At 67.0% G+C, this 18,980-nt stretch carries 17 protein-coding genes; 3 read left to right on the top strand and 14 right to left on the bottom strand.

Annotated features, from left to right (window positions below; translation table 11 throughout):
• Window positions 1–44: 44 nt before the first annotated feature.
• Window positions 45–941 (top strand): LysR family transcriptional regulator ArgP, encoded by an 897-nt coding sequence (locus ACO2Q5_RS09905; RefSeq protein WP_423290447.1) that lies wholly within the window; start codon window positions 45–47, stop codon window positions 939–941.
• 3 nt (window positions 942–944) lie between these two features.
• On the opposite strand, the gene ACO2Q5_RS09900 is transcribed toward ACO2Q5_RS09905, so the two are convergent.
• From ACO2Q5_RS09900 to ACO2Q5_RS09875, 6 genes are all read right to left on the bottom strand, one after another.
• A complete protein-coding gene (locus tag ACO2Q5_RS09900) occupies window positions 945–1,874 on the bottom strand; it encodes a lysophospholipid acyltransferase family protein (RefSeq protein ID WP_423290445.1) in 930 nt (309 codons plus the stop codon).
• Window positions 1,875–2,024: 150 nt separating this feature from the next.
• Window positions 2,025–2,765, bottom strand: coding sequence for a YebC/PmpR family DNA-binding transcriptional regulator (locus ACO2Q5_RS09895; protein ID WP_423290443.1), 741 nt, complete (start codon window positions 2,763–2,765; stop codon window positions 2,025–2,027).
• 142 nt (window positions 2,766–2,907) lie between these two features.
• Window positions 2,908–3,279, bottom strand: a complete 372-nt coding sequence (locus tag ACO2Q5_RS09890; protein ID WP_423290441.1) for a hypothetical protein — start codon at window positions 3,277–3,279, stop codon at window positions 2,908–2,910.
• Window positions 3,280–3,290: 11 nt separating this feature from the next.
• Complete coding sequence (locus tag ACO2Q5_RS09885; RefSeq protein WP_423290439.1) at window positions 3,291–5,069, bottom strand: SLC13 family permease; 1,779 nt, start codon at window positions 5,067–5,069, stop codon at window positions 3,291–3,293.
• A 78-nt stretch (window positions 5,070–5,147) separates the two neighbouring features.
• Window positions 5,148–6,050 carry a DMT family transporter gene (locus ACO2Q5_RS09880; protein ID WP_423290437.1) on the bottom strand — a complete coding sequence of 301 codons (903 nt, stop codon included), beginning with the start codon at window positions 6,048–6,050 and terminating at the stop codon, window positions 5,148–5,150.
• The gene (locus tag ACO2Q5_RS09875) at window positions 6,051–6,863 is read right to left on the bottom strand and encodes a TIGR00282 family metallophosphoesterase (protein WP_423290435.1); all 813 of its coding nucleotides are present in this window, start codon (window positions 6,861–6,863) and stop codon (window positions 6,051–6,053) included.
• A gap of 94 nt (window positions 6,864–6,957) precedes the next feature.
• Here ACO2Q5_RS09875 and ACO2Q5_RS09870 point away from each other — a divergent pair, with 94 nt between their 5' ends.
• Both ACO2Q5_RS09870 and pdeM read left to right on the top strand, forming a co-directional pair.
• Window positions 6,958–9,345, top strand: a complete 2,388-nt coding sequence (locus ACO2Q5_RS09870) for a ligase-associated DNA damage response DEXH box helicase (protein ID WP_423290433.1) — start codon at window positions 6,958–6,960, stop codon at window positions 9,343–9,345.
• Window positions 9,346–9,444: 99 nt separating this feature from the next.
• Window positions 9,445–10,101, top strand: a complete 657-nt coding sequence (gene pdeM, locus ACO2Q5_RS09865) for a ligase-associated DNA damage response endonuclease PdeM (protein ID WP_423290431.1) — start codon at window positions 9,445–9,447, stop codon at window positions 10,099–10,101.
• Between the two features lie 56 nt (window positions 10,102–10,157).
• Here the strand turns inward: pdeM and folD are convergent, their stop codons facing one another.
• From folD to tilS, 8 genes are all read right to left on the bottom strand, one after another.
• A complete protein-coding gene (folD, locus tag ACO2Q5_RS09860) occupies window positions 10,158–11,048 on the bottom strand; it encodes a bifunctional methylenetetrahydrofolate dehydrogenase/methenyltetrahydrofolate cyclohydrolase FolD (protein WP_423290429.1) in 891 nt (296 codons plus the stop codon).
• A gap of 4 nt (window positions 11,049–11,052) precedes the next feature.
• Complete coding sequence (locus ACO2Q5_RS09855; protein ID WP_423290427.1) at window positions 11,053–11,379, bottom strand: chorismate mutase; 327 nt, start codon at window positions 11,377–11,379, stop codon at window positions 11,053–11,055.
• Window positions 11,380–11,514: 135 nt separating this feature from the next.
• On the bottom strand, window positions 11,515–13,188 hold the full coding sequence (locus ACO2Q5_RS09850; protein ID WP_423290425.1) for a formate--tetrahydrofolate ligase: 1,674 nt from the start codon (window positions 13,186–13,188) through the stop codon (window positions 11,515–11,517).
• A 140-nt stretch (window positions 13,189–13,328) separates the two neighbouring features.
• Window positions 13,329–13,946, bottom strand: coding sequence for an MOSC domain-containing protein (locus ACO2Q5_RS09845; protein ID WP_423290423.1), 618 nt, complete (start codon window positions 13,944–13,946; stop codon window positions 13,329–13,331).
• On the bottom strand, window positions 13,946–14,725 hold the full coding sequence (locus ACO2Q5_RS09840) for a methyltransferase domain-containing protein (RefSeq protein ID WP_423290421.1): 780 nt from the start codon (window positions 14,723–14,725) through the stop codon (window positions 13,946–13,948). Before ACO2Q5_RS09840 ends, ACO2Q5_RS09845 begins: the two co-directional genes overlap by 1 nt.
• The gene (locus ACO2Q5_RS09835) at window positions 14,716–15,702 is read right to left on the bottom strand and encodes a magnesium transporter CorA family protein (protein WP_423290419.1); all 987 of its coding nucleotides are present in this window, start codon (window positions 15,700–15,702) and stop codon (window positions 14,716–14,718) included. Before ACO2Q5_RS09835 ends, ACO2Q5_RS09840 begins: the two co-directional genes overlap by 10 nt.
• A 115-nt stretch (window positions 15,703–15,817) precedes the next feature.
• Window positions 15,818–17,734 carry an ATP-dependent zinc metalloprotease FtsH gene (gene ftsH, locus ACO2Q5_RS09830; protein WP_423290417.1) on the bottom strand — a complete coding sequence of 639 codons (1,917 nt, stop codon included), beginning with the start codon at window positions 17,732–17,734 and terminating at the stop codon, window positions 15,818–15,820.
• A gap of 77 nt (window positions 17,735–17,811) precedes the next feature.
• On the bottom strand, window positions 17,812–18,978 hold the full coding sequence (tilS, locus tag ACO2Q5_RS09825; RefSeq protein WP_423290415.1) for a tRNA lysidine(34) synthetase TilS: 1,167 nt from the start codon (window positions 18,976–18,978) through the stop codon (window positions 17,812–17,814).
• Between the last annotated feature and the right edge of the window lie 2 nt (window positions 18,979–18,980).

Genomic DNA, 18,980 nt, shown 5'->3' with positions numbered 1-18,980 from the left:
AGTTCATCTTTCTTTTCCTGATGAAGTTCTGCTAATCTCAACCCATGCTGGACCCCGCCCAACTGGCCGCTTTGTCTGCCGTTCACCGCCGCGGCGCATTCGATCTGGCGGCGGCGGATCTGCACGTCACGCCCTCGGCCATCTCGCAGCGCATCCGCGCGCTGGAGGAAGCCGCGGGAACCCTGCTCATCACCCGCGGCCAGCCCTGCCGCGCCACGCCCGCCGGACTGCGGCTGATCCGCCACCATGACGAGATCGTCCTGATGGAGCGTCAGCTGGCCACCGACCTGCCGGGCCTTTTGCCGGGGCAGAGCTTTGGCCGCACGCCGCTGCGGCTGGCGGTGAATGCCGACAGTCTGGCGACATGGGTGCTGCCCGCGCTGGCGGCCGCGGGCGAGGGTCTGCTGTTCGATCTGGTGATCGACGATCAGGATGTCAGTCAGGACTGGCTGAAACGGGGGGAGGTGGTGGGCGCCATCACCTCGCATCCCGGGCCGCTGCAGGGCTGCGAGACGCTGGCCCTTGGCGCGCTGCGCTATCGCGCCACGGCCAGCCCGGCCTTTGTGGCGCGCTGGTTCGCAGGGGGCATCACCGCCGCGGCGCTGGCCGATGCGCCCGCGCTGGTCTTTTCCGACCATGACCGGCTGCAGGACCGCTGGCTTTCCCGGCAGACCGGGGCCAGCGGACGGCCCGCCTTTCCGTTCCACCGCCTCGCCTCCAGCCACGGTTTTGTCGAGGCCTGCCGTCTGGGCCTTGGCTGGGCCATGAACCCCGAGGCGATGGTGGCCGCCGATCTGGCCCGCGGCGATCTGGTGGAACTGGTGGCGGACAGCGCGCTGGACGTGCCGCTTTTCTGGCAGTTCCCCCGCGCGGTGACCACGGCGCTGGCACCGCTGACCGGGGCCTTGCGCAAGGCCGCCGCGCAGGCGCTGGTGCGTTAGCGGCTACCAGCGCAGCCGGGCAGGATAGACGAATTCCGTCTCGGGCAGCGGGCCTTGCGGACCAGCCAGCCGCAGCGTCATCCGCCGCAACAGGGTGGTGATCCCGCTCTTGTCCGCCTCGGTCACGCGCTCCGCCCGCCCCACGGCCAGCCGCACAGCCCCGCCCTGACGCCGCAGCGTTTCACGGAACAGCAGCGCCACCCGCAAGGGATAGCTGTAATGGCTGACGATCTGGAACAGGCGCGAGTTCTGGCCGTGGACATAGACCGGCACCACCTGCACGCCGGGCCGGGTGGCCAGCCGCGCTGCGAACGGGTGCCACGCCGGATCGGCCGCGCGGCGTGACAGCGGGTGCGGCGCCGTGGCAACCCCGCCTGCCGGGAAGATCACGAGGACATGGCCTGCTTCCAGCCAGTCCACCGCCGCGCGCCGCGTGGCGGCCGAGGTGCGCCGCGCCCCTGCCCCGCCGGAGAAATCCACCGGCAGCAGCGCGCCTCGCGCCTCGGCCGGCTGGCAGAGCAGGGAATGGACCATAAGCTTCACATCCGGGCGCACCCGCGCCACCAGATCGCCAAGCGCCAGCCCGTCGGCGATGCCATAGGGATGGTTCGCCACCACCAGAACCCCGCCACGCGCCGGAATGCACTCCGGCCCGCCCGCGGTGAATTCGGTGCGGATGCGCAGGATGCGCAGGGCTTCGGTAAAGATCGAGGCGCGCCGGTCGCGCGGCGCCTGCTGCCAGTCGCGGTACAGCCGCTCCATCCGCGCGCTGCCGGACAGGAGTTCCACCAGACGGATCAGGCGGCGACGAAAGGCACCCTGCCCCGCATGAGAATAGGTGAACAGCGGCCGGTCGCGCAGATCCGAAAGGTCGGGGAAATCCGGCACCACATCGCCCAGGGCAAAAGCCTCGGCCCGCACCATCTCGGTCATCCCACGTCCCCGCTCAGCCGTTTGGCCGAAGATAGCGCGCGCGCGTCACGGCCCGGTGACCCCAGTGTGACAGCGGGGAATCAACGGGGGGGACCCGCAAAGGAAAAGGCCCCGCGCGGGGGGCCTTTCCGTCCTCCTGCCGGGACAGGATCAGAGATTCGCGGCCACGTCTTCCGGCACGTCGAAATTGTGGGTGACGGTCTGCACATCGTCATCCTCTTCCAGAAGGTCGATCAGCTTGACCAGCTTCTGCGCCGTCTCAAGGTCCACCTCGGTGCGCGATTGCGGGCGCCAGACCAGTTTCGATTCGGTCGATTCGCCCAAGGCCTTTTCCAGCGCGTCCGAGACGGCCGACAGATCCTCGACCTTGCAATAGATCCAGTGGCCGTCCTCGTCGGTCTCCACATCCTCGGCGCCCGCCTCGATCGCAGCCATCATGACCGTATCGGCATCGCCCGCGGTCAGCGGATAGGAGATCTCTCCCAGCCGGTCGAAGCTGTGGCTGACCGAGCCGGTCTGCCCCATATTGCCGCCCGCCTTGGTGAAATAGCTGCGCACGTTGGACGCGGTGCGGTTCAGGTTGTCGGTCAGCGCCTCGACGATCACGGCGATGCCGCCGGCGCCATAACCTTCATAACGGATTTCGGTATAATCGTTCGCATCGCCCATCTGCGACTTCTTGATCGCGCGGTCGATCACGTCCTTGGGCATCGACTGGGCCTTGGCGGCCTTCACCGCCAGCCGCAGACGCGGGTTCTTTTCGGGATCGGGATCGCCCATCTTGGCGGCGACGGTGATTTCTTTGGACAGCTTCGAGAACATCTTCGAGCGGATTGCATCCTGCTTGCCCTTGCGGTGCTGGATGTTCGCCCATTTCGAATGGCCTGCCATGGCCTTAATTCCTTGCGATTTCGGTGGTGGGGCCTCTTACACCCTTCGCCCGCCGCAGGGCAACCCCGGCGCTTCGCCCGGGCGTCGCGGCGGGGGTTTCACACCCCCGCACCCCCGTGGGATATTTCGGCCAAGATGAAGGTTACCAGTCGAAGTCGGTCAGCGGGGCCGGAGAGGTGAAGTCGTGCACACGGCCCGCCGCATCGGTCAGGGTGATCTGCGCCATGGGCGCGAGAAGGTTGCCGGCAACAGCGCCATTGACCTCTTCCAGAACGCGGCGCAGCGGGTTCGGCTTTGCCTCGACCGCGATGGCATAACCGATGCCGCCGCCGCAGCTTTCGAAACGACCCTCGGGGCGGGCCTGCCAGTTCTTCAGCCGGCAGGTGGTGCCGTCCGAAAGCTGGATCGTCAGCGCCTCATCCGAGAGGCGCACCTCACGCGGGGCGGGGGTGGCCGCGACGGCGGCACAGGCGGCCAGCAGCAGCGGCACGGCGGACAAGGCAAGGCGGCGCATCGGAACCTCCGTCAAAGCGGCCAGATCAGCGGGATCAGTGCCGCGCAGACGAACATCACGATGACATTCAGCGGCAGCCCGATCCGCATATAGTCCGAGAAGCGGTAACCGCCCGGGCCATAGACCATCATATTCGTCTGATATCCCACCGGGGTGGCAAAAGCGAGGGTGGCCGAGAACATCACCGCCACCACGAAGGGCCGCGGATCATGGCCCATCTTCTGCGCCAGCTCGATGGCGACGGGGGTATAGATCACCGCCACCGCGTTGTTCGACAGGAACTCCGTCAGCACGAGGCCCAGGAAATAGACCGCAAGGATCAGCAGGAAGGGCGACAACCCGGCCAGATGCGGCGCCACCGCATCGACGATCATCTCCACCGCGCCGGAGCGGTCCAGCCCCTCGCCCACGGCGAGCATGGCAAAGATCATCGCCAGCAGGCGGCCGTCCACGAAGCTGAACGCCTCATCGGTATCCACACAGCGGGTGATCAGGATGACGGCCACCGCCAGAAAGGCCAGCGCCTGGATCGGGGCCAGATCAAAGGCCGAGAGAAGCACGATGAAAAGAAGCGCGCCCACGGCAATGGGCGCCTTGGCACGGCGGAAGGCCTTGATCGAGGGGCGCGCGATATCGACAAGATCCATATCCGCGGCAAGGCGCTGGATATCCTCGATACTCCCTTCCAGCAGCAGGGTGTCGCCCACCCGCACCACCAGATCGTCCAGCTGGCGGCCGATGTTCTGGTTCCGGCGGTGCGCGGCCAGCACATAGACGCCATAGCGCCTGCGCAGCCGCAGGTCGCCCAGACGCAGCCCCTCCATCCGGCAGCCGGGGCCGATCAGCACCTCCACCGTCTCGGTCTTGACGGAATAGAGCTTGTCCACCAGATGCACCTCGCTCCGGCGGTCGAATTCCATCAGATCGGTCATCTCGGCCCGCAGAACCACGCGGTCGCCCGGTTCCAGCCGGACCGGCGCCAGATCACGGCGCAGGCTGGCATCGCCGCGCAGCACATCGATCAGACGCACGCCGTTGCGGCGGAACAGATCCACCTCCAAGGGCGCCTGCCCGATCAGCGGGCTGCCTTCGGGGATCGCGACCTCGGTGAAATATTTCATCTTCTTGCGGTCGGTCAGCACCACGCCCATCGACTGCCGCACCGGCAAAAGCCGGTTGCCGAAGAGCGCAAGAAACAGCCCGCCCGCCACCGAGACCGCAATGCCAAGGGGCGCGATCTCGAACAGGCCGAAATGTGGCATCCCGGCCTTGGCGGCCACTCCATCCACCAGAAGGTTGGTCGAAGTGCCGATCAGCGTGATCATGCCGCCCAGAACCGTGATATAGCTGAGCGGGATCAGCAGCTTCGACGGGGCCGACCCCAGTTTCAGCGCCAGTTGCATGACGACGGGGATCATCACCGCCACCAGCGGCGTGTTGTTCATGAAAGCCGAGGCCACGGCAACGAAAGCAAACAGCGCAACGATGGTCAGCCGCGGTCGTCCCTCGACCGAGCTTTCGGCCATGCGGATCACCTGTTCCACCGCACCGGTGCGGACAAGCCCGCCCATCACCAGAAACATCAGCGCGATGGTCCATGGCGCGGGGTTCGACAGGACCGACTGCGCCTCTTTCAGCGGCAGCAGGCCCAGGATCATCATCAGCGCGGCCCCGCCGATCGCGGTCACCTCAACCGGCAGGCGTTCGGACAGGAACAGCGCGAACATCCCCGCCAGGATCGCCAGCGCGACATAGGCCTGGATCGACGGATCCAGATCGAACCAAAGCATAGCCACCCCTGTGCCGTTTTCGGCCTTATAAGGTGAGAGCGGGGCGGCGGGGAAGAATATTCTACAAATCTGGTCGTGTTAGCGGTTCATTTCTGCAGCGGGACGGGCGCGCACCATAAACATTCCGCAGATCATCAAGGCCGCCGCCACCCAAACGGCCGCTGCAGGCTGTTCGCCCAGCAGGATCATCGCCCAGATCACCCCGGTCAGCGTGATGATATAGCTGACCTGCCCGGCAAAGACCGCTCCGGCCCGTGCGGCCAGCCAGATATAAAGCGCATAGACCAGAGCATGGATCGCCGAAGAGGCGATCAGCGCCCATTCCGGCCGTCCCGGCGGCAGCGGCAGCGCGAAGAACTGTCCGCTCAACAGCGCCATCGGCAGGCACAGCACCAGACCGACGGCCGAAGCCCCCGCCATGGCCGGAATGGCCCCCATCCCCGCCATCCCGCCACGGGCGACATAAAGACTTTCGGCGGCGTAGAACAAAGGCCCGATCAGCGCGACCGGCAGAAAGGCCACCATGGCCGGATCGGGCAGCGCCGCGCCAAGCCCTCCGGCCGGGAAGGCGATCAGCAGCACCCCCGCCAGACCAAGGCACAGGCCCAGAAACCGCAAGCCGCTGAACCGGTCCATGCCCAGAAGCAAAGCGATCGGAAAGGTCAGCATCGGGATCGCCGCCACGATCACCGACATGATGCCCGAGGGCAGCCGCGCGATGGACAGATAGAAGGTGTAGTTGGGCACCAGCGTGCCGCACAAAGCCACCACCAGATAGAACCGCAGCGCCCGGCCGTCGCGGCGCGGCCATTCCCCGCGCATCGCGCAAAGGCCACCCAGCACCAGCGTGCAGATCAGCAACTGCCAGAAGATCAGCCCGAACGGCTGATGCCCGGTCGAGGCGGCGATCTTTCCCAAGGGCTGCGTCAGCCCCCAGGCCAGCCCCATCAGCAGAAGAAGGAGCGGGTAAAGTCCGCGCAATCACGGCCCCGATGGCTGCAGCCGCCCGCCCTGCCGCACCATGGCGACGCGGGTGGCAAGACCGGTGCGGTCATCCGTCTCGACATAGACACCCGAGAGCGTGGCCTCGCCCATGGCAGGCTCGAACCGGGCCTTCGACATGCCGGTGACGAAACGGCGCATCGGCTCCAGCTTTTCCATGCCGATGACACTGTCGTAATCACCGCACATGCCAGCATCGGTCAGATAGGCGGTGCCGCCCTTCAGGATCTGGGCATCCCCCGTGGGCACATGGGTATGGGTGCCCACCACAAGGCTGGCCTGCCCGTCGCACCAATGGCCCATGCCCATCTTCTCGGAGGTGGCCTCGGCATGAACGTCGATCACCGCGGCATGGACGGACCGGCCGAGGGCATGCGCCTTCAGCACCGGGTCGATGGCGCTGAACGGGTCGTCGAAGGGCTGCTTCATGAACACCCGGCCCAGCACCTGCGCGACCAGAACCTTGCGCCCGCCCGGCGCGTCATAGATCCGCCAGCCCTTGCCCGGCGCCAGTTTGGAGTAGTTGACCGGCCGCAGGACCCGCGGCTCCTGCTCCAGAAACTGGGCCATATCCTTCTGGTCGAAGGCATGATCGCCCAGCGTCACCACATCGGCGCCCGCCGCCAGAAGGCCGCGCGCATGATCGGCCGAAAGCCCCATCCCGCCGGTCGCATTCTCGCCGTTCACTACGACGAAATCCAGACCCCAGTCCCGCCGCAGGGCGGGCAGCCGTTCGGCCACCGCGGTCCGCCCGCTGCGCCCCATCACATCGCCAAGGAACATCAGTTTCATGGGCACTGGATTACGCCCCCGTCCCCGCCGCGGCAAGAGGCGCCGCGCGGCACTGCCGGTTGACTTGCCGGGCTTTGATCCTACGTTCCGGGCCATGGTCCCGCTTCCCCCCGCCCTTTCCGACTGGTTCGCCGCCCGGGGCTGGGCGCTGCATCCGCATCAGGTGCAGATGCTGGCGCTGGCCGATGCGCCCTCGACCCTGCTGATCGCACCCACCGGGGGCGGCAAGACGCTGGCGGGCTTCCTGCCCTCACTGGCCGAGATTGCCGCCGCGCCGGGCCGGGGGCTGCACACGCTCTACCTCTCGCCCCTGAAGGCACTGACCGCGGACATCCGCCGCAACCTGCGCGCGCCGATCGAAGGGGCGGGCCTGCCGATCCGGGTGGAGGACCGGACCGGCGACACCTCCTACACCGCGCGCCGCCGCCAACGGGCCGATCCGCCTGATATCCTGCTGACCACGCCGGAATCGCTGGCGCTGCTGCTGTCCTATCCCGACGCGCCGAAGATCTTTGCCGGGCTGCAAAGGGTGATCGTCGATGAAATCCACGCTTTGGCGGAATCGAAGCGCGGCGATCAGCTCTCGCTGCTGGTCGCCCGCCTGCAGCGGCTGGCGCCGGGGCTGCGGCGGACGGGGCTGTCGGCCACGGTCGAAGACCCGCCCGCTTTGGCGCGGTTTCTCGGGCCGGAAACCACGATCCTGACCGCCGATCCCGGGCCGGAGCCCGATATCTCCATGCTGGAAACCGCGGCAGCCCCGCCCTGGGCCGGGGGCGGCGCGCGCCATGCCATCCCCGAGATCCTGGAACAGGTGCGCGCGCACCGCACGACGCTGATCTTCCACAACACCCGCGCGCAGGCGGAAATCTTCTTCCATCACCTCTGGCTGGCCAATGACGACGGCCTACCCATCGCCATTCACCACGGCTCTCTCTCCCGCGAAGTACGCGAGCGGGTGGAGACCGCGATGACCGCAGGTGCCCTGCGCGCCGTGGTCTGCACCGGCAGTCTGGACCTTGGTATCGACTGGGGCGATGTGGACCTTGTGGTGCAGGTCGGCGCGCCGAAGAACGTCAAGCGGCTGGTCCAGCGGATCGGCCGGGCGAACCACCGCTACAACGCGCCGTCCAAGGCGCTGCTGGTGCCGGCCAACCGCTTTGAGGTGGTCGAATGCCTTGCCGCGCTGGAGGCGGTGCGGGACCATGCGCTGGACGGCGAACCCCGCGGCCCCGGCCCGCGCGATGTGCTGTGCCAGCATATCCTTCTGGCTGCCTGCGCCGCCCCCTTCCGGGCCGAGGACCTCTATGCCGAGATCACCGCGGCCCCGCCCTACAGCGGCGTGACGCCCGCCGAATTCGCCGATGCGCTGAACTTTGTCGCCACCGGCGGCTATGCCCTGCGCGCCTATGACCGCTGGCAGCGGCTGAAACAGACGGGCGATCTGTGGCACCTGCGCGACTCGCGCAGCGCCGCGGTGATCCGGCAGAACCTTGGCACCATCGTCGAGACGCCCCTGCTGAAAGTCCGCCTGCGCGGCCGCGGCGCCCCTTTGGGCGAGGTGGAAGAGGCCTTCGCGGCCGGGCTTTCGCCGGGCGACACCTTTCTGATCGGCGGCCAGATCGTCCGGTATGAGGGGCTGGACGAGATGACGGTGGAAGTCTCGCGCAGCACCGGGCGCGAGCCGAAGGTCGCCGTCTTCTCCGGCACCAAATTCGCCAACACCACCCAACTGTCCGACCGCATCCTTGCGCTGCTGAACCGGCCCGACTGGCCCGGCCTGCCCGCCCATACCGCGCGCTGGCTGGCCCTGCAGCGCGAGGTGTCCGAGATGCCCGCGCGCGACCGGCTGCTGCTGGAAAGCTTCCCGCATGAGGGGCGCGAATACCTTTGCGCCTATGGCTTCGCGGGTCGCAACGCCATGCAGACCCTTGGCCTTCTGCTGACGAAACGGATGGAGGACCGCGGCCTTGCGCCCCTTGGCTTTGTCGCCACCGATTACGCCACCCTGATCTGGGGGCTGGAGCCGGTGACCGACCCTACCCCCCTGTTCGACCCCGCGGGGCTGCGGCAGGGGCTGGAGGATTGGCTGGACGGCAACGCCCTGATGAAGCGCACCTTCCGCAATGTGGCCGTGATTGCCGGGCTGATCGAACGCCAGCATCAGGGCCGCCGCAAGACCGGGCGGCAGGCGACGTTTTCCTCGGACATCCTTTATGACACGCTGCGCCGCTATGACCCCGATCACCTGCTGTTGCGGATCACCCGGGACGAGGCGATGCGCGGCCTGATCGACTTTTCCCGCATCGAAGAGATGCTGGCGCGCACCGGCGGGCGGCTGCACCTGCGGCGGCTGGACCGGATCACGCCCTTGGCCGCGCCTCTGCTGCTGGAGGTGGGCAAGGTCCCCATCGCCGGACAGGGCCGCGAACGTCTGGCCGAGGCCGAGGCCGCCGCGCTGATGGCAGCGGCCGGGCTGGAGTGAAGTCGGTTGTCCGCAGGGCGGCCGCCCCCCCTTCGCAACCCGCGGGGACCCTTGCGCCGGGGCTTGCGCAGCGCGCCATGGCACGGCACATCCTGCCCCATGCATGCACCCCTGACCCTTGCGGATGAAATCCTGCACGCCCTGCCCTCAGGCGCGCTGCACTGGCCCGCGCAGAACCTCCTCTGCGTCAGCGATCTGCATTTCGGCAAATCGCGGCGGCTCGCGCGGCGGGGCGGCACGCTTTTGCCGCCCTATGAAACCCGCGCCACCCTGACCCGGCTGGACGCCGATCTGGAGACGACGGACGCGAAAAGGGTGATCTGTCTGGGCGACAGTTTCGATGACATCGCCGCGGCCGAGGAGATGGACGAGACCGAACACCTCTGGCTGTCGCGGCTGATGGCGGGGCGGGACTGGATCTGGGTCGAGGGCAACCACGACCCCGGCCCGATCTCTCTGGGCGGCACCCACCGGGCCAGTGTCCGGATCGGCGCGCTGACCTTCCGCCACATCGCAGAGCCGGGGGAAGGTCCTGAAATCTCAGGCCATTACCACCCCAAGGCGCGGCTGTCCGGGCAGGCGCGGCCCTGCTTTCTGGCCGATTCCGCGCGGATCATCCTGCCCGCCTATGGCGCCTATACCGGCGGCCTGTGGAGCCACGACGCGGCGCTGACCGCTCTCATGGCGCCGGAAGCGCGGGCCGTCCTGACCGGCACCCGCGCCCTGATGATCCCGATGCCGCGCCAGACACCTTGAAGCTGGCTCCCGCACGCCGTCCGCGACGAAAAAGCGCCGCGGCCTGAGGCGCCCGTTCAGGCCGTCAGCCCCTCCGGCTCGGCCAGACCATGGGCACGACAGCAGGCCGTCAGCGTATTGGCCAGAAGGCAGGCAATCGTCATCGGCCCCACCCCGCCCGGCACCGGGGTGATTGCCCCGGCCACAGCGGCAGCCCCGGCATAATCCACATCGCCGACCAGCCGGGTCTTGCCGTCGCGTTCCACCCGGTTGATGCCCACGTCGATGACCGTGGCGCCGGGCTTCACCCAGTCGCCGCGGATCATCTCGGGGCGGCCCACGGCGGCGACCAGAATGTCGGCCCCGCGGCAAACCTCAGCCAGATCCTTGGTCCGCGAATGCGCCACCGTTACGGTACAGCTGTCGGCCAGCAGCAGCTGCGCCATCGGCTTGCCCACGATATTGGACCGGCCCACCACCACCGCGTTCAGCCCTGCCAGCGACCCGTGATGGTCGCGCAGCATCATCAGACAGCCCAGAGGCGTGCAGGGCACCATGGCCTTCTGTCCGGTCCCCAGAAGCCCGACGTTGAGGATATGGAACCCGTCCACATCCTTGGCCGGGCTGATCGCGTTGATCACCTTTTCGGCGTTCATGTGGCCGGGCAGCGGCAGCTGCACCAGAATGCCATGCACCGCCGGATCGGCGTTCAGCCGGTCGATCAGCGTCAGAAGTTCGGCCTCGGGCGTTTCAGCGGGCAGCTTGTGCTCAAAGCTGGCCATCCCGGCTTCCTTGGTCTGGATGCCCTTGTTGCGCACATAGACCTGAGACGCGGGGTCTTCGCCCACCAGCACCACGGCCAGACCCGGCACGATGCTGCGTTCTTCGGCCAGCCGCGCCACATGGGCGGCCACCTGCGCCCTGACCCCGGCCGCAAAGGCCTTGCCGTCGATCACCCGTGCCGTCATCGCCCTATCCCTTTCGCAGGCTGTCCGGCCGCAGACTGTCCGGCCCGAGATGGCTTTCCTCGCGCGCGATCGACCAGTCGATCAGCCGCCGCCACAGTTTCTCGACAAGCTCGGGCGGCAACCCGTGGGCGGCGGCATGGCGGCGCACATTTGCGACCACCTCCTCTACCCGCGACGTGATCCGGGCCGGAAGATCGACGCCCGCCTTGATCTGCGCGGCGCGGTCGATATAGCCCGCGCGTTCGGCAAACAGCCGGACAAGATCCTCGTCCAGCCGGTCGATCTCGGCCCTGAGTTCGGCCATGGTCGTGCATTCGGCAGCTGTCCGCATCGCATCCCCCGTCAACATGGCCTTTCCATAAGCCGATGCCGCGGGCGCGAAAAGCCCCTGCTCTTCATCTTGCCCGAAATACCCCCCGGGGGGGTGCGGGGGCCGCCCCCCCCCCCCGCATTCTGACGGCAGGGTTCAGAACAGTCCTTCGATCTGGCCCTGATCGTTCAGCCGGATCACCTCGGCACTGGGGACGCGCGGCAGGCCGGGCATGGTCATGATCTCACCACAGATCGCCACGACGAAACCTGCCCCGGCGGAAAGCCGCACCTCGCGCACCGGAATCTTGTGCCCCTCTGGCGCGCCGCGGACCGAAGGATCGGTGGTGAAGGAATATTGCGTCTTGGCCATGCAGACCGGCAGGTCGCCATATCCCGCCGCCTCCCAGGCGCGCAGCTGGTCCAGCACCGCTTTGTCGGCCACCACCTCGGCCGCGCGATAGATCCGCTTCGCCACCGTCTCGATCTTCTCGAACAGGCCCATCTTGTCAGGATAGAGCGGGGCGAAGGACGACGGCCCCTCGGCCAGCCGCACCACATGGCCGGCCAGATCCTCGATCCCGGCGCCGCCTTGGGCCCAGTGGCGGCACAGGATCGCCTGCGCGCCCAGCCCGGCGACATAATCCTGCACGGCGCGGATCTCCGCCTCGGTGTCGGAATGGAAATGGTTGATCGCCACCACCACCGGCACGCCGAAGCCCTGCACATTCTCGATATGGCGGCCAAGGTTGGGGCAGCCGCGGCGGACCGCCTCGACATTCTCGGCGCCCAGATCGGCCTTGGCCACGCCGCCGTTCATCTTCATCGCCCGGACCGTGGCCACGATCACCGCGGCGGACGGGGTCAGCCCGGCCTTGCGGCACTTGATGTCAAAGAACTTTTCTGCCCCCAGATCGGCACCGAACCCGGCCTCGGTCACGACATAATCTGCCAATTTCAGGGCGGTCTTCGTGGCGATCACCGAATTGCAGCCATGGGCGATGTTCGCAAACGGTCCGCCATGCACGAAGGCCGGGTTGTTCTCCAGCGTCTGCACCAGATTGGGCTGCATCGCGTCTTTCAGCAGCACGGTCATCGCCCCGTCCGCCTTCAGGTCACGGCACAGGACCGGTGCCTTCCCGCGGGTGTAGCCCACGACGATACGTCCCAGCCGGTCCTGCAGATCGGCCAGATCGCGCGACAGGCAGAGGATCGCCATCACCTCGCTGGCGACGGTGATGTCAAACCCGGTCTGCCGCGGAAAGCCGTTGGCCACGCCCCCCAGCGAGACCACGATATCGCGCAGGGCACGGTCGTTCATGTCCATGACCCGGCGCCAGGTGATGCGCCGTTCGTCGATGTCCAGTTCGTTGCCCCAGTAGATGTGGTTGTCGATCATTGCCGACAGCAGGTTATGCGCGGCGGTGATGGCGTGGAAATCGCCGGTGAAATGCAGGTTCATCTCTTCCATCGGCACGATCTGCGACAGGCCGCCGCCCGCGGCCCCGCCCTTCATGCCGAAGTTGGGGCCAAGGCTGGCCTCACGGATGCAGATCACCGCCTTTTTGCCGATGCGGTTCAGCCCGTCGCCCAGACCCACGGTCGTAGTCGTCTTGCCCTCGCCCGCGGGGGTGGGGTTGATCGCGGTGACAAGGATCAGCTTGCCATCCGGCCGGCCGTCCAGACTGCGGATGAAGTCCTGCCCGACCTTGGCCTTGTCATGGCCGTAGGGCAGCAGATCGTCAGAGGGGATGCCCAGCTTCGCGCCGATTTCCTGAATCGGGCGTTTCTTCGCGGCACGGGCAATCTCGATATCGGAGGTGAAAGCCATTCTTGTTGTTCTCCCTTGCGGGCGCGCTGCGGCACCCTTCTCCCTGTCCGTTCTGGATAGCCTTGCAAAGCGACATCCCATCGCCCGGTTGCGACGCGATGCAGACCGATTGCGCCTGCAAATCGGGCAATCGGAGATAACTATCCCGCCGCGCGCCTGCTTCGGGCGGCCTCCAGCCCGGCCCAGACCGGCTGATCCGGGATATGCAGGCGCAGCCGGTCCCCCGGGCGCAGGGTGCCTTCACGCTCCACCCAGGCGGTGACGCCACGCTTGCCCTCGGCCGCGCGTTTGAAGGCCTTGCCCCGCCCGTCGGTCGCCCGGGCGATGGTGACGGCGGGTTCCTGACAGGGGCGGTTTTCCATATCCACCACCAAAGTCACCCCGTCCGGCCCCTGCAGCCGGCTGGAGGGCGGCAGATGGCTGAAATCCGGGATGCCCGAGATCACCACCGAGGCGCCGACCCAGGCATGATCCCAATCGGCCAGCCCCAGTTCGGCCGCGACTTCGGCCATATCTTCCTGTGACACGAGGCACAGCTGCCGGGCATTGCAGATTTCCGTCCCGCGCGGATGCTGCGCCAGCACGCGCGAGCAGGAGGGCCGGGTCAGACCGGCATGCACCTCGGGCGCATAGCCCGCGAAGGTCAGCGGCATTTCCGCGACAGGTTCGGCGGTGATCAGCAGCTTTTCCACCGGCACAAGCTGAACGCCCAGCCATGTGACGGTGCCGTAATGGTCGGTCGGGATCAGCGCGGGCATCAGAACCTCTGGCAGATGAAGAACAGACGGCGGAACGGGAACAGCGCGCCGCCCTCGGGCAGAAGCGGATAGGCCGCGGCCAGCGCGGCATCATAGGCGGCGGTCAGCACCGCCCCTTCGTCCCGGGTCAGGCGATCCAGAAACGGAAGCATGGCCGTGCTTTCGGTGAAAGCCCGCACCGGATGGCCCGCTGCGGCGGGCGCCAGTTCCTGCAGATATTCGGTTTCCCACAGCGTCACCCGGCCAAGAGGTGCCAGAAGCCCGCGGTAGAAGGCCGGGTCCTGCACCGGCGGCACATAGCCCGCCGTGCTGAAAAGGTCGGGAAACAGCCGCGCCGCCGTGTCGCGCAGCAGCGCATGCGAGGGCGCCAGATGGTTGCGCGGCATCTGCACCGCCAGCACACCGTCCGGGGGCAGCAGCCCCGCCAAACGCGGCATCAGCGCCGCATGATCCGGCAGCCATTGCAGCACCGCGTTGGAGAAAATCAACGCGGGCGGGCTGTCAGCCTGCCATCCGGCAATGTCGGCCTGCACTTTTGCATCATAGCCCGCGGCCCGGGCCAGCATTTCGGCGCTGCCGTCCAGCCCCAGAAGCCGCCGGTCGGGAAAGCGCAGCCTGAGCGAGCCCGCCGCCGCGCCATCGCCGCAGCCAAGGTCCACCACATCGCCCCCCGGCAGATCCGGCACCTGCGCCAGAAGGTCCAGCGCGGGGCGCAGCCGCAAGCCCCGGAAGGCCGCGTAACGGGAAGGATCCCACCCCTGCTGCAAGGTCACAGCCATTTTTTCCACCGGAAGATCATCCAAGGCACCACCGCCGAAATCAGCATCATGAACAAAGCTAGCGGATAGCCCCAAGGCCATTTCAGTTCCGGCATATATTCGAAATTCATTCCGTAGATGCTGGCGATCAGCGTGGGCGGCAGGAAGACGAAGGCCACGACAGAGAAGACCTTGATGATGTCGGATTGCCGGATGTTGATCACGCCCAAGGTCGCGTCCAGCTGAAAACGGATCTTCTCGGCCTGCACCTGTGCCACCTCGCGCAGGGACCGCACGTCATGAACCAGCGACTTCAGCTGGTCCCGCTCCATCTTCTTCAGGGCCTCCTTGGCGCCCTGCACCGCGGGGGTAGACAGGAATCCCAGCAGCCGCTGGATCGTGGCCAGACTTTCACCGACCTTGCCGTTCTGGTCTTCGGCCTTGCCGATGCGCTGGAGCACCACGGTCAGCGTCTCAGCCTTGCCATCAGGGCGGTGCGCCTCGAAGATCGTTTTCGACAGGTAATCCAGCCGCCGCGCCTCGCCTTCCAGAATATCGGCCAGCCGGTCCACCACCGATTCCATCAGCCCAAGGAAGGTGCCTGCCCCGGTCTCACAGCCGGTATCGTGCCGCGCGGCCCAGTCGGCAAAGAAGCCGAAGCTGCCGGGATGATGGTAATGCACCGTCACCAGCCGGTCGCGCTGCAGCATGAAGGTGACGGGGGCGATGTCCAGTTCGCGCGGATCATTCGCCACCCGCGAGGCAAGGATCTGCGCCGTCAGATACAGGACGCCGTTCTCGAAATAGATCCGCGACGAGGGCTCGATCTCGGCCATATCCTCGCGCGTGGGAATTTCGATGCCAAGCGCGGCCTCCACCGCATCTTCATCGGCAACAGTCGGTGCCTCAAGGTCGATCCAGGCCATGGCGCGCAGCGGCACCTCGTTCAGATCGGCCGCCACCAGCCGGTTTCCCTGTGCAACATAGCCGCGGATCATCAGCCTCTCCCGTCAGGTTGCGGGCAGGGTAACCGGCTTTGGCAACAGGCAAAACCCCGGCAAATGCAAAAGGCCGGCCCCTGGGGGACCGGCCTTCTGGCATGCTGTGCGGCGCTCAAAGCGGCGAGGGTTCGGCCTCTCCGCCGGTTGCGCGCGGCTTCTTGGTCTTGGGGATTGCCAGAACCGAGGGCGCATTGCCGCCCTGATCGGTCGAGGACGGCGAGTCGTCATTGCCATCGCCCAGCTTTTCGCCCGCCATCACCTTACGGATCTGGTCGCCGGTCAGGGTTTCATACTCCAGCAGGCCCTGCGCCAGACGCTCGAACTCGTCCTCGTATTCGTTCAGGATCTGCATCGCGCGGGCATAGCCTTCATCGACGATGGCCTTCACCTCGGATTCGATCACCTTCTTGGTTTCCGCCGAAACCGAGAAGCCCGGGGTGTTGCCGTCATAGCCGGAATGGGCCTCGGCATAGTCGATATTGCCGATCTTGTCCGACATGCCCCAGCGCATCACCATGGCGCGCGCCACGGCCGAGACATTCTGGATATCGCCCGAGGCGCCGGAGGACACGCGGTCCTCACCCCACTTCTTGATTTCGGCCGCCTTGCCCGCCATGCCCATGGCGATGCGGTCCTTCATCTGGTCCTTGTGCCAGCTGTGACGGTCCATTTCCGGCAGGCTCATCACCATGCCAAGGGCACCGCCGCGCGGCATGATGGTGGCTTTATAGACCGGATCGCATTTCGGCAGCTTGATGCCGACGATGGCGTGACCGGCCTCATGATAAGCGGTCATTTCCTTGTCTTCGGGCGACATGACCATGGACCGCCGCTCGGCCCCCATCATCACCTTGTCCTTGGCGCTTTCGAAATCATCCATGGTGACGAAACGGCGGCCGATACGGGCAGCCATCAATGCAGCCTCGTTCACAAGGTTCGCGAGGTCAGCACCAGAGAAGCCGGGCGAGCCGCGCGCGATGGTGCGCAGGTCGACATCGGGACCCAGCGGGATCTTGCGGGCATGGACGCCAAGGATCTTTTCGCGGCCCTTGATGTCGGGGTTGCCGACGGTGATCTGACGGTCGAACCGGCCCGGACGCAGCAGCGCGGGGTCCAGCACATCCTTGCGGTTGGTGGCCGCGACGATGATGACGCCTTCATTGGCCTCAAACCCGTCCATTTCCACCAGCAGCTGGTTCAGAGTCTGCTCACGCTCGTCATTGCCGCCGCCCATGCCGACACCACGGGCACGGCCCACCGCGTCGATTTCGTCGATGAACACGATGCAGGGCGCGTTCTTCTTGGCCTGCTCGAACATATCGCGCACACGGGATGCGCCGACGCCCACGAACATTTCTACGAAGTCGGAACCCGAGATGGTGAAGAAAGGCACGCCCGCCTCTCCCGCGATGGCGCGGGCCAGCAGGGTTTTCCCGGTGCCGGGCGGGCCGACGAGCAGCGCACCTTTGGGAATCTTGCCGCCAAGACGGCTGAACTTCTGCGGATTGCGCAGGAATTCGACAATCTCTTCCAGCTCTTCCTTGGCCTCGTCAATGCCGGCCACATCGTCAAAGGTCACGCGGCCCTGCTTTTCGGTCAGCAGCTTGGCGCGCGATTTACCAAAACCCATGGCGCCGCCGCGGCCACCGCCCTGCATCCGGTTCATGAAGTAGATCCAGACGCCGATCAGCAGGACGAAGGGCAGGAAGGTCATCAGGATCGACATGAAGCCCGATTGCTGCTGCGGCTTTGCCTCGACCGCCACGCCCTTGGCGATCAGCTTGTCGGTGATCGCCTCATCCTCGGGTTTGATGGTGGTGTAAGTGGTTCCATCGCGGGTCTGGATGCGGATCTGTTCGCCATTCAGCTCTACCGAGGCGACACGGCCGGCATCAACCTGCGCCATGAATTCGGAATAGCTGACCTGCCGCGACGACAGCGTGGGCGATCCGCCGGAAAACAGATTGAAAAGCGCCACGATCAGCAGAAGCAGGACGACCCAGAAGGCAATATTGCGCGCGTTGTTCACCAAAAGCTCCCGTAAACCCCGCGGCCCCGGAAAGGGCGCGGTCCTTGCTCCCTAAGATAGACACATTGCCGCCCGGTTCAATGCGATAACAGGAAAGCACCGAATGCGGGCGTGCATGTCGCATCGGTGCGCAGGCCGAAAGCCGCCGAAGGGGCTGCGATCAGCGTCCCGCCCTGCCAGAGCGCGGGCGTCACCTCCAGCACATGGCGCGGCAGGCCCGTCGCCCGCCAGTCCGGGCAGGCGCGCAGGCCTTCTGCCCCAAGGGCACGGCGCTCCAGCCCCGGGGGCACAGCCATCTGCCAGCGCGGGTCCGGCCAACCTGGCTGCCGGGCCAGCCAGCCCCGTTTCAGCCGGCACCCCGCCAGCGTGGCATCACGGCCCTGCACCACCGCCTGCGCCAGCCGCGCCAAGGCCGCCGCGCGGGGCGCATGATCCGCCCCGGTCAGCCACAGGATCGCCGTGCGCAACAGGCGGCGGGCGATCTCCCCCGGCAGGGCGGCAAAGCCCACCGCGTCGATGCGCAGCGCGCCGGCCTCTTCATGGCAGACCCGGGCGGCGGCTTCGGCCACAGCGGCATCCAGCGCGGCGCGGGCCTGCGCCAGATGGGCAGCGCTGGCCGCCAGCCGGTCCGGTGTCAGGCCGAGCGGGGAAAGCGTGGCCAGCGCCTTGCGGACACGTGCGCGCAGATAGCGGTCATTGCCGTTCGAAGGGTCCTCAATCCACCCGATTCCCTGCCCGGCCAGCCACAGCCGCAGGTCGCTGCGGGTGATCCCCAGCATCGGGCGCAGCCAGCGCACCCCCCCTGTGGTCCAGTCCGGCCGCATTCCGCACAACCCGTCGATCCCTGCGGCCCGCGAAAGGCCGATCAGCAGCGCCTCGGCCTGATCATCGGCGGTATGGCCAAGGGCCACGGCCACCAGCCCCCGCTCTGCCGCCCAGTCCGACAAAAGCGCGCGGCGCGCCAGACGGGCCGCCTCCATCAGATTGCCGGGAACGGTGGCCCCGTGGTTCCAGGGCAGCACCCGATGCGGAATGCCAATCCGGGCACAATCAGCCGCCACCGCCGCGGCCTCATCCGCGCTTTCAGGACGCAATCCATGGTCCACCGTGGCGGCTTCCACCCTGTGACCGGCCGCCCGCAGCAAATGCAGAAGGGCGACGGAATCCCCGCCGCCCGAAAGCGCCACGCCGATGGGCCCGGACAGCCCCGGCGGCAGATGCAGCGCCGCAGGTCCTAGCGCCATCG

Origin of the sequence: Neotabrizicola sp. VNH66 (assembly GCF_049445895.1) — a bacterium.
Classification (GTDB): domain Bacteria; phylum Pseudomonadota; class Alphaproteobacteria; order Rhodobacterales; family Rhodobacteraceae; genus Pseudogemmobacter.
This window is presented reverse-complemented; position numbering and strand designations above follow the sequence as displayed.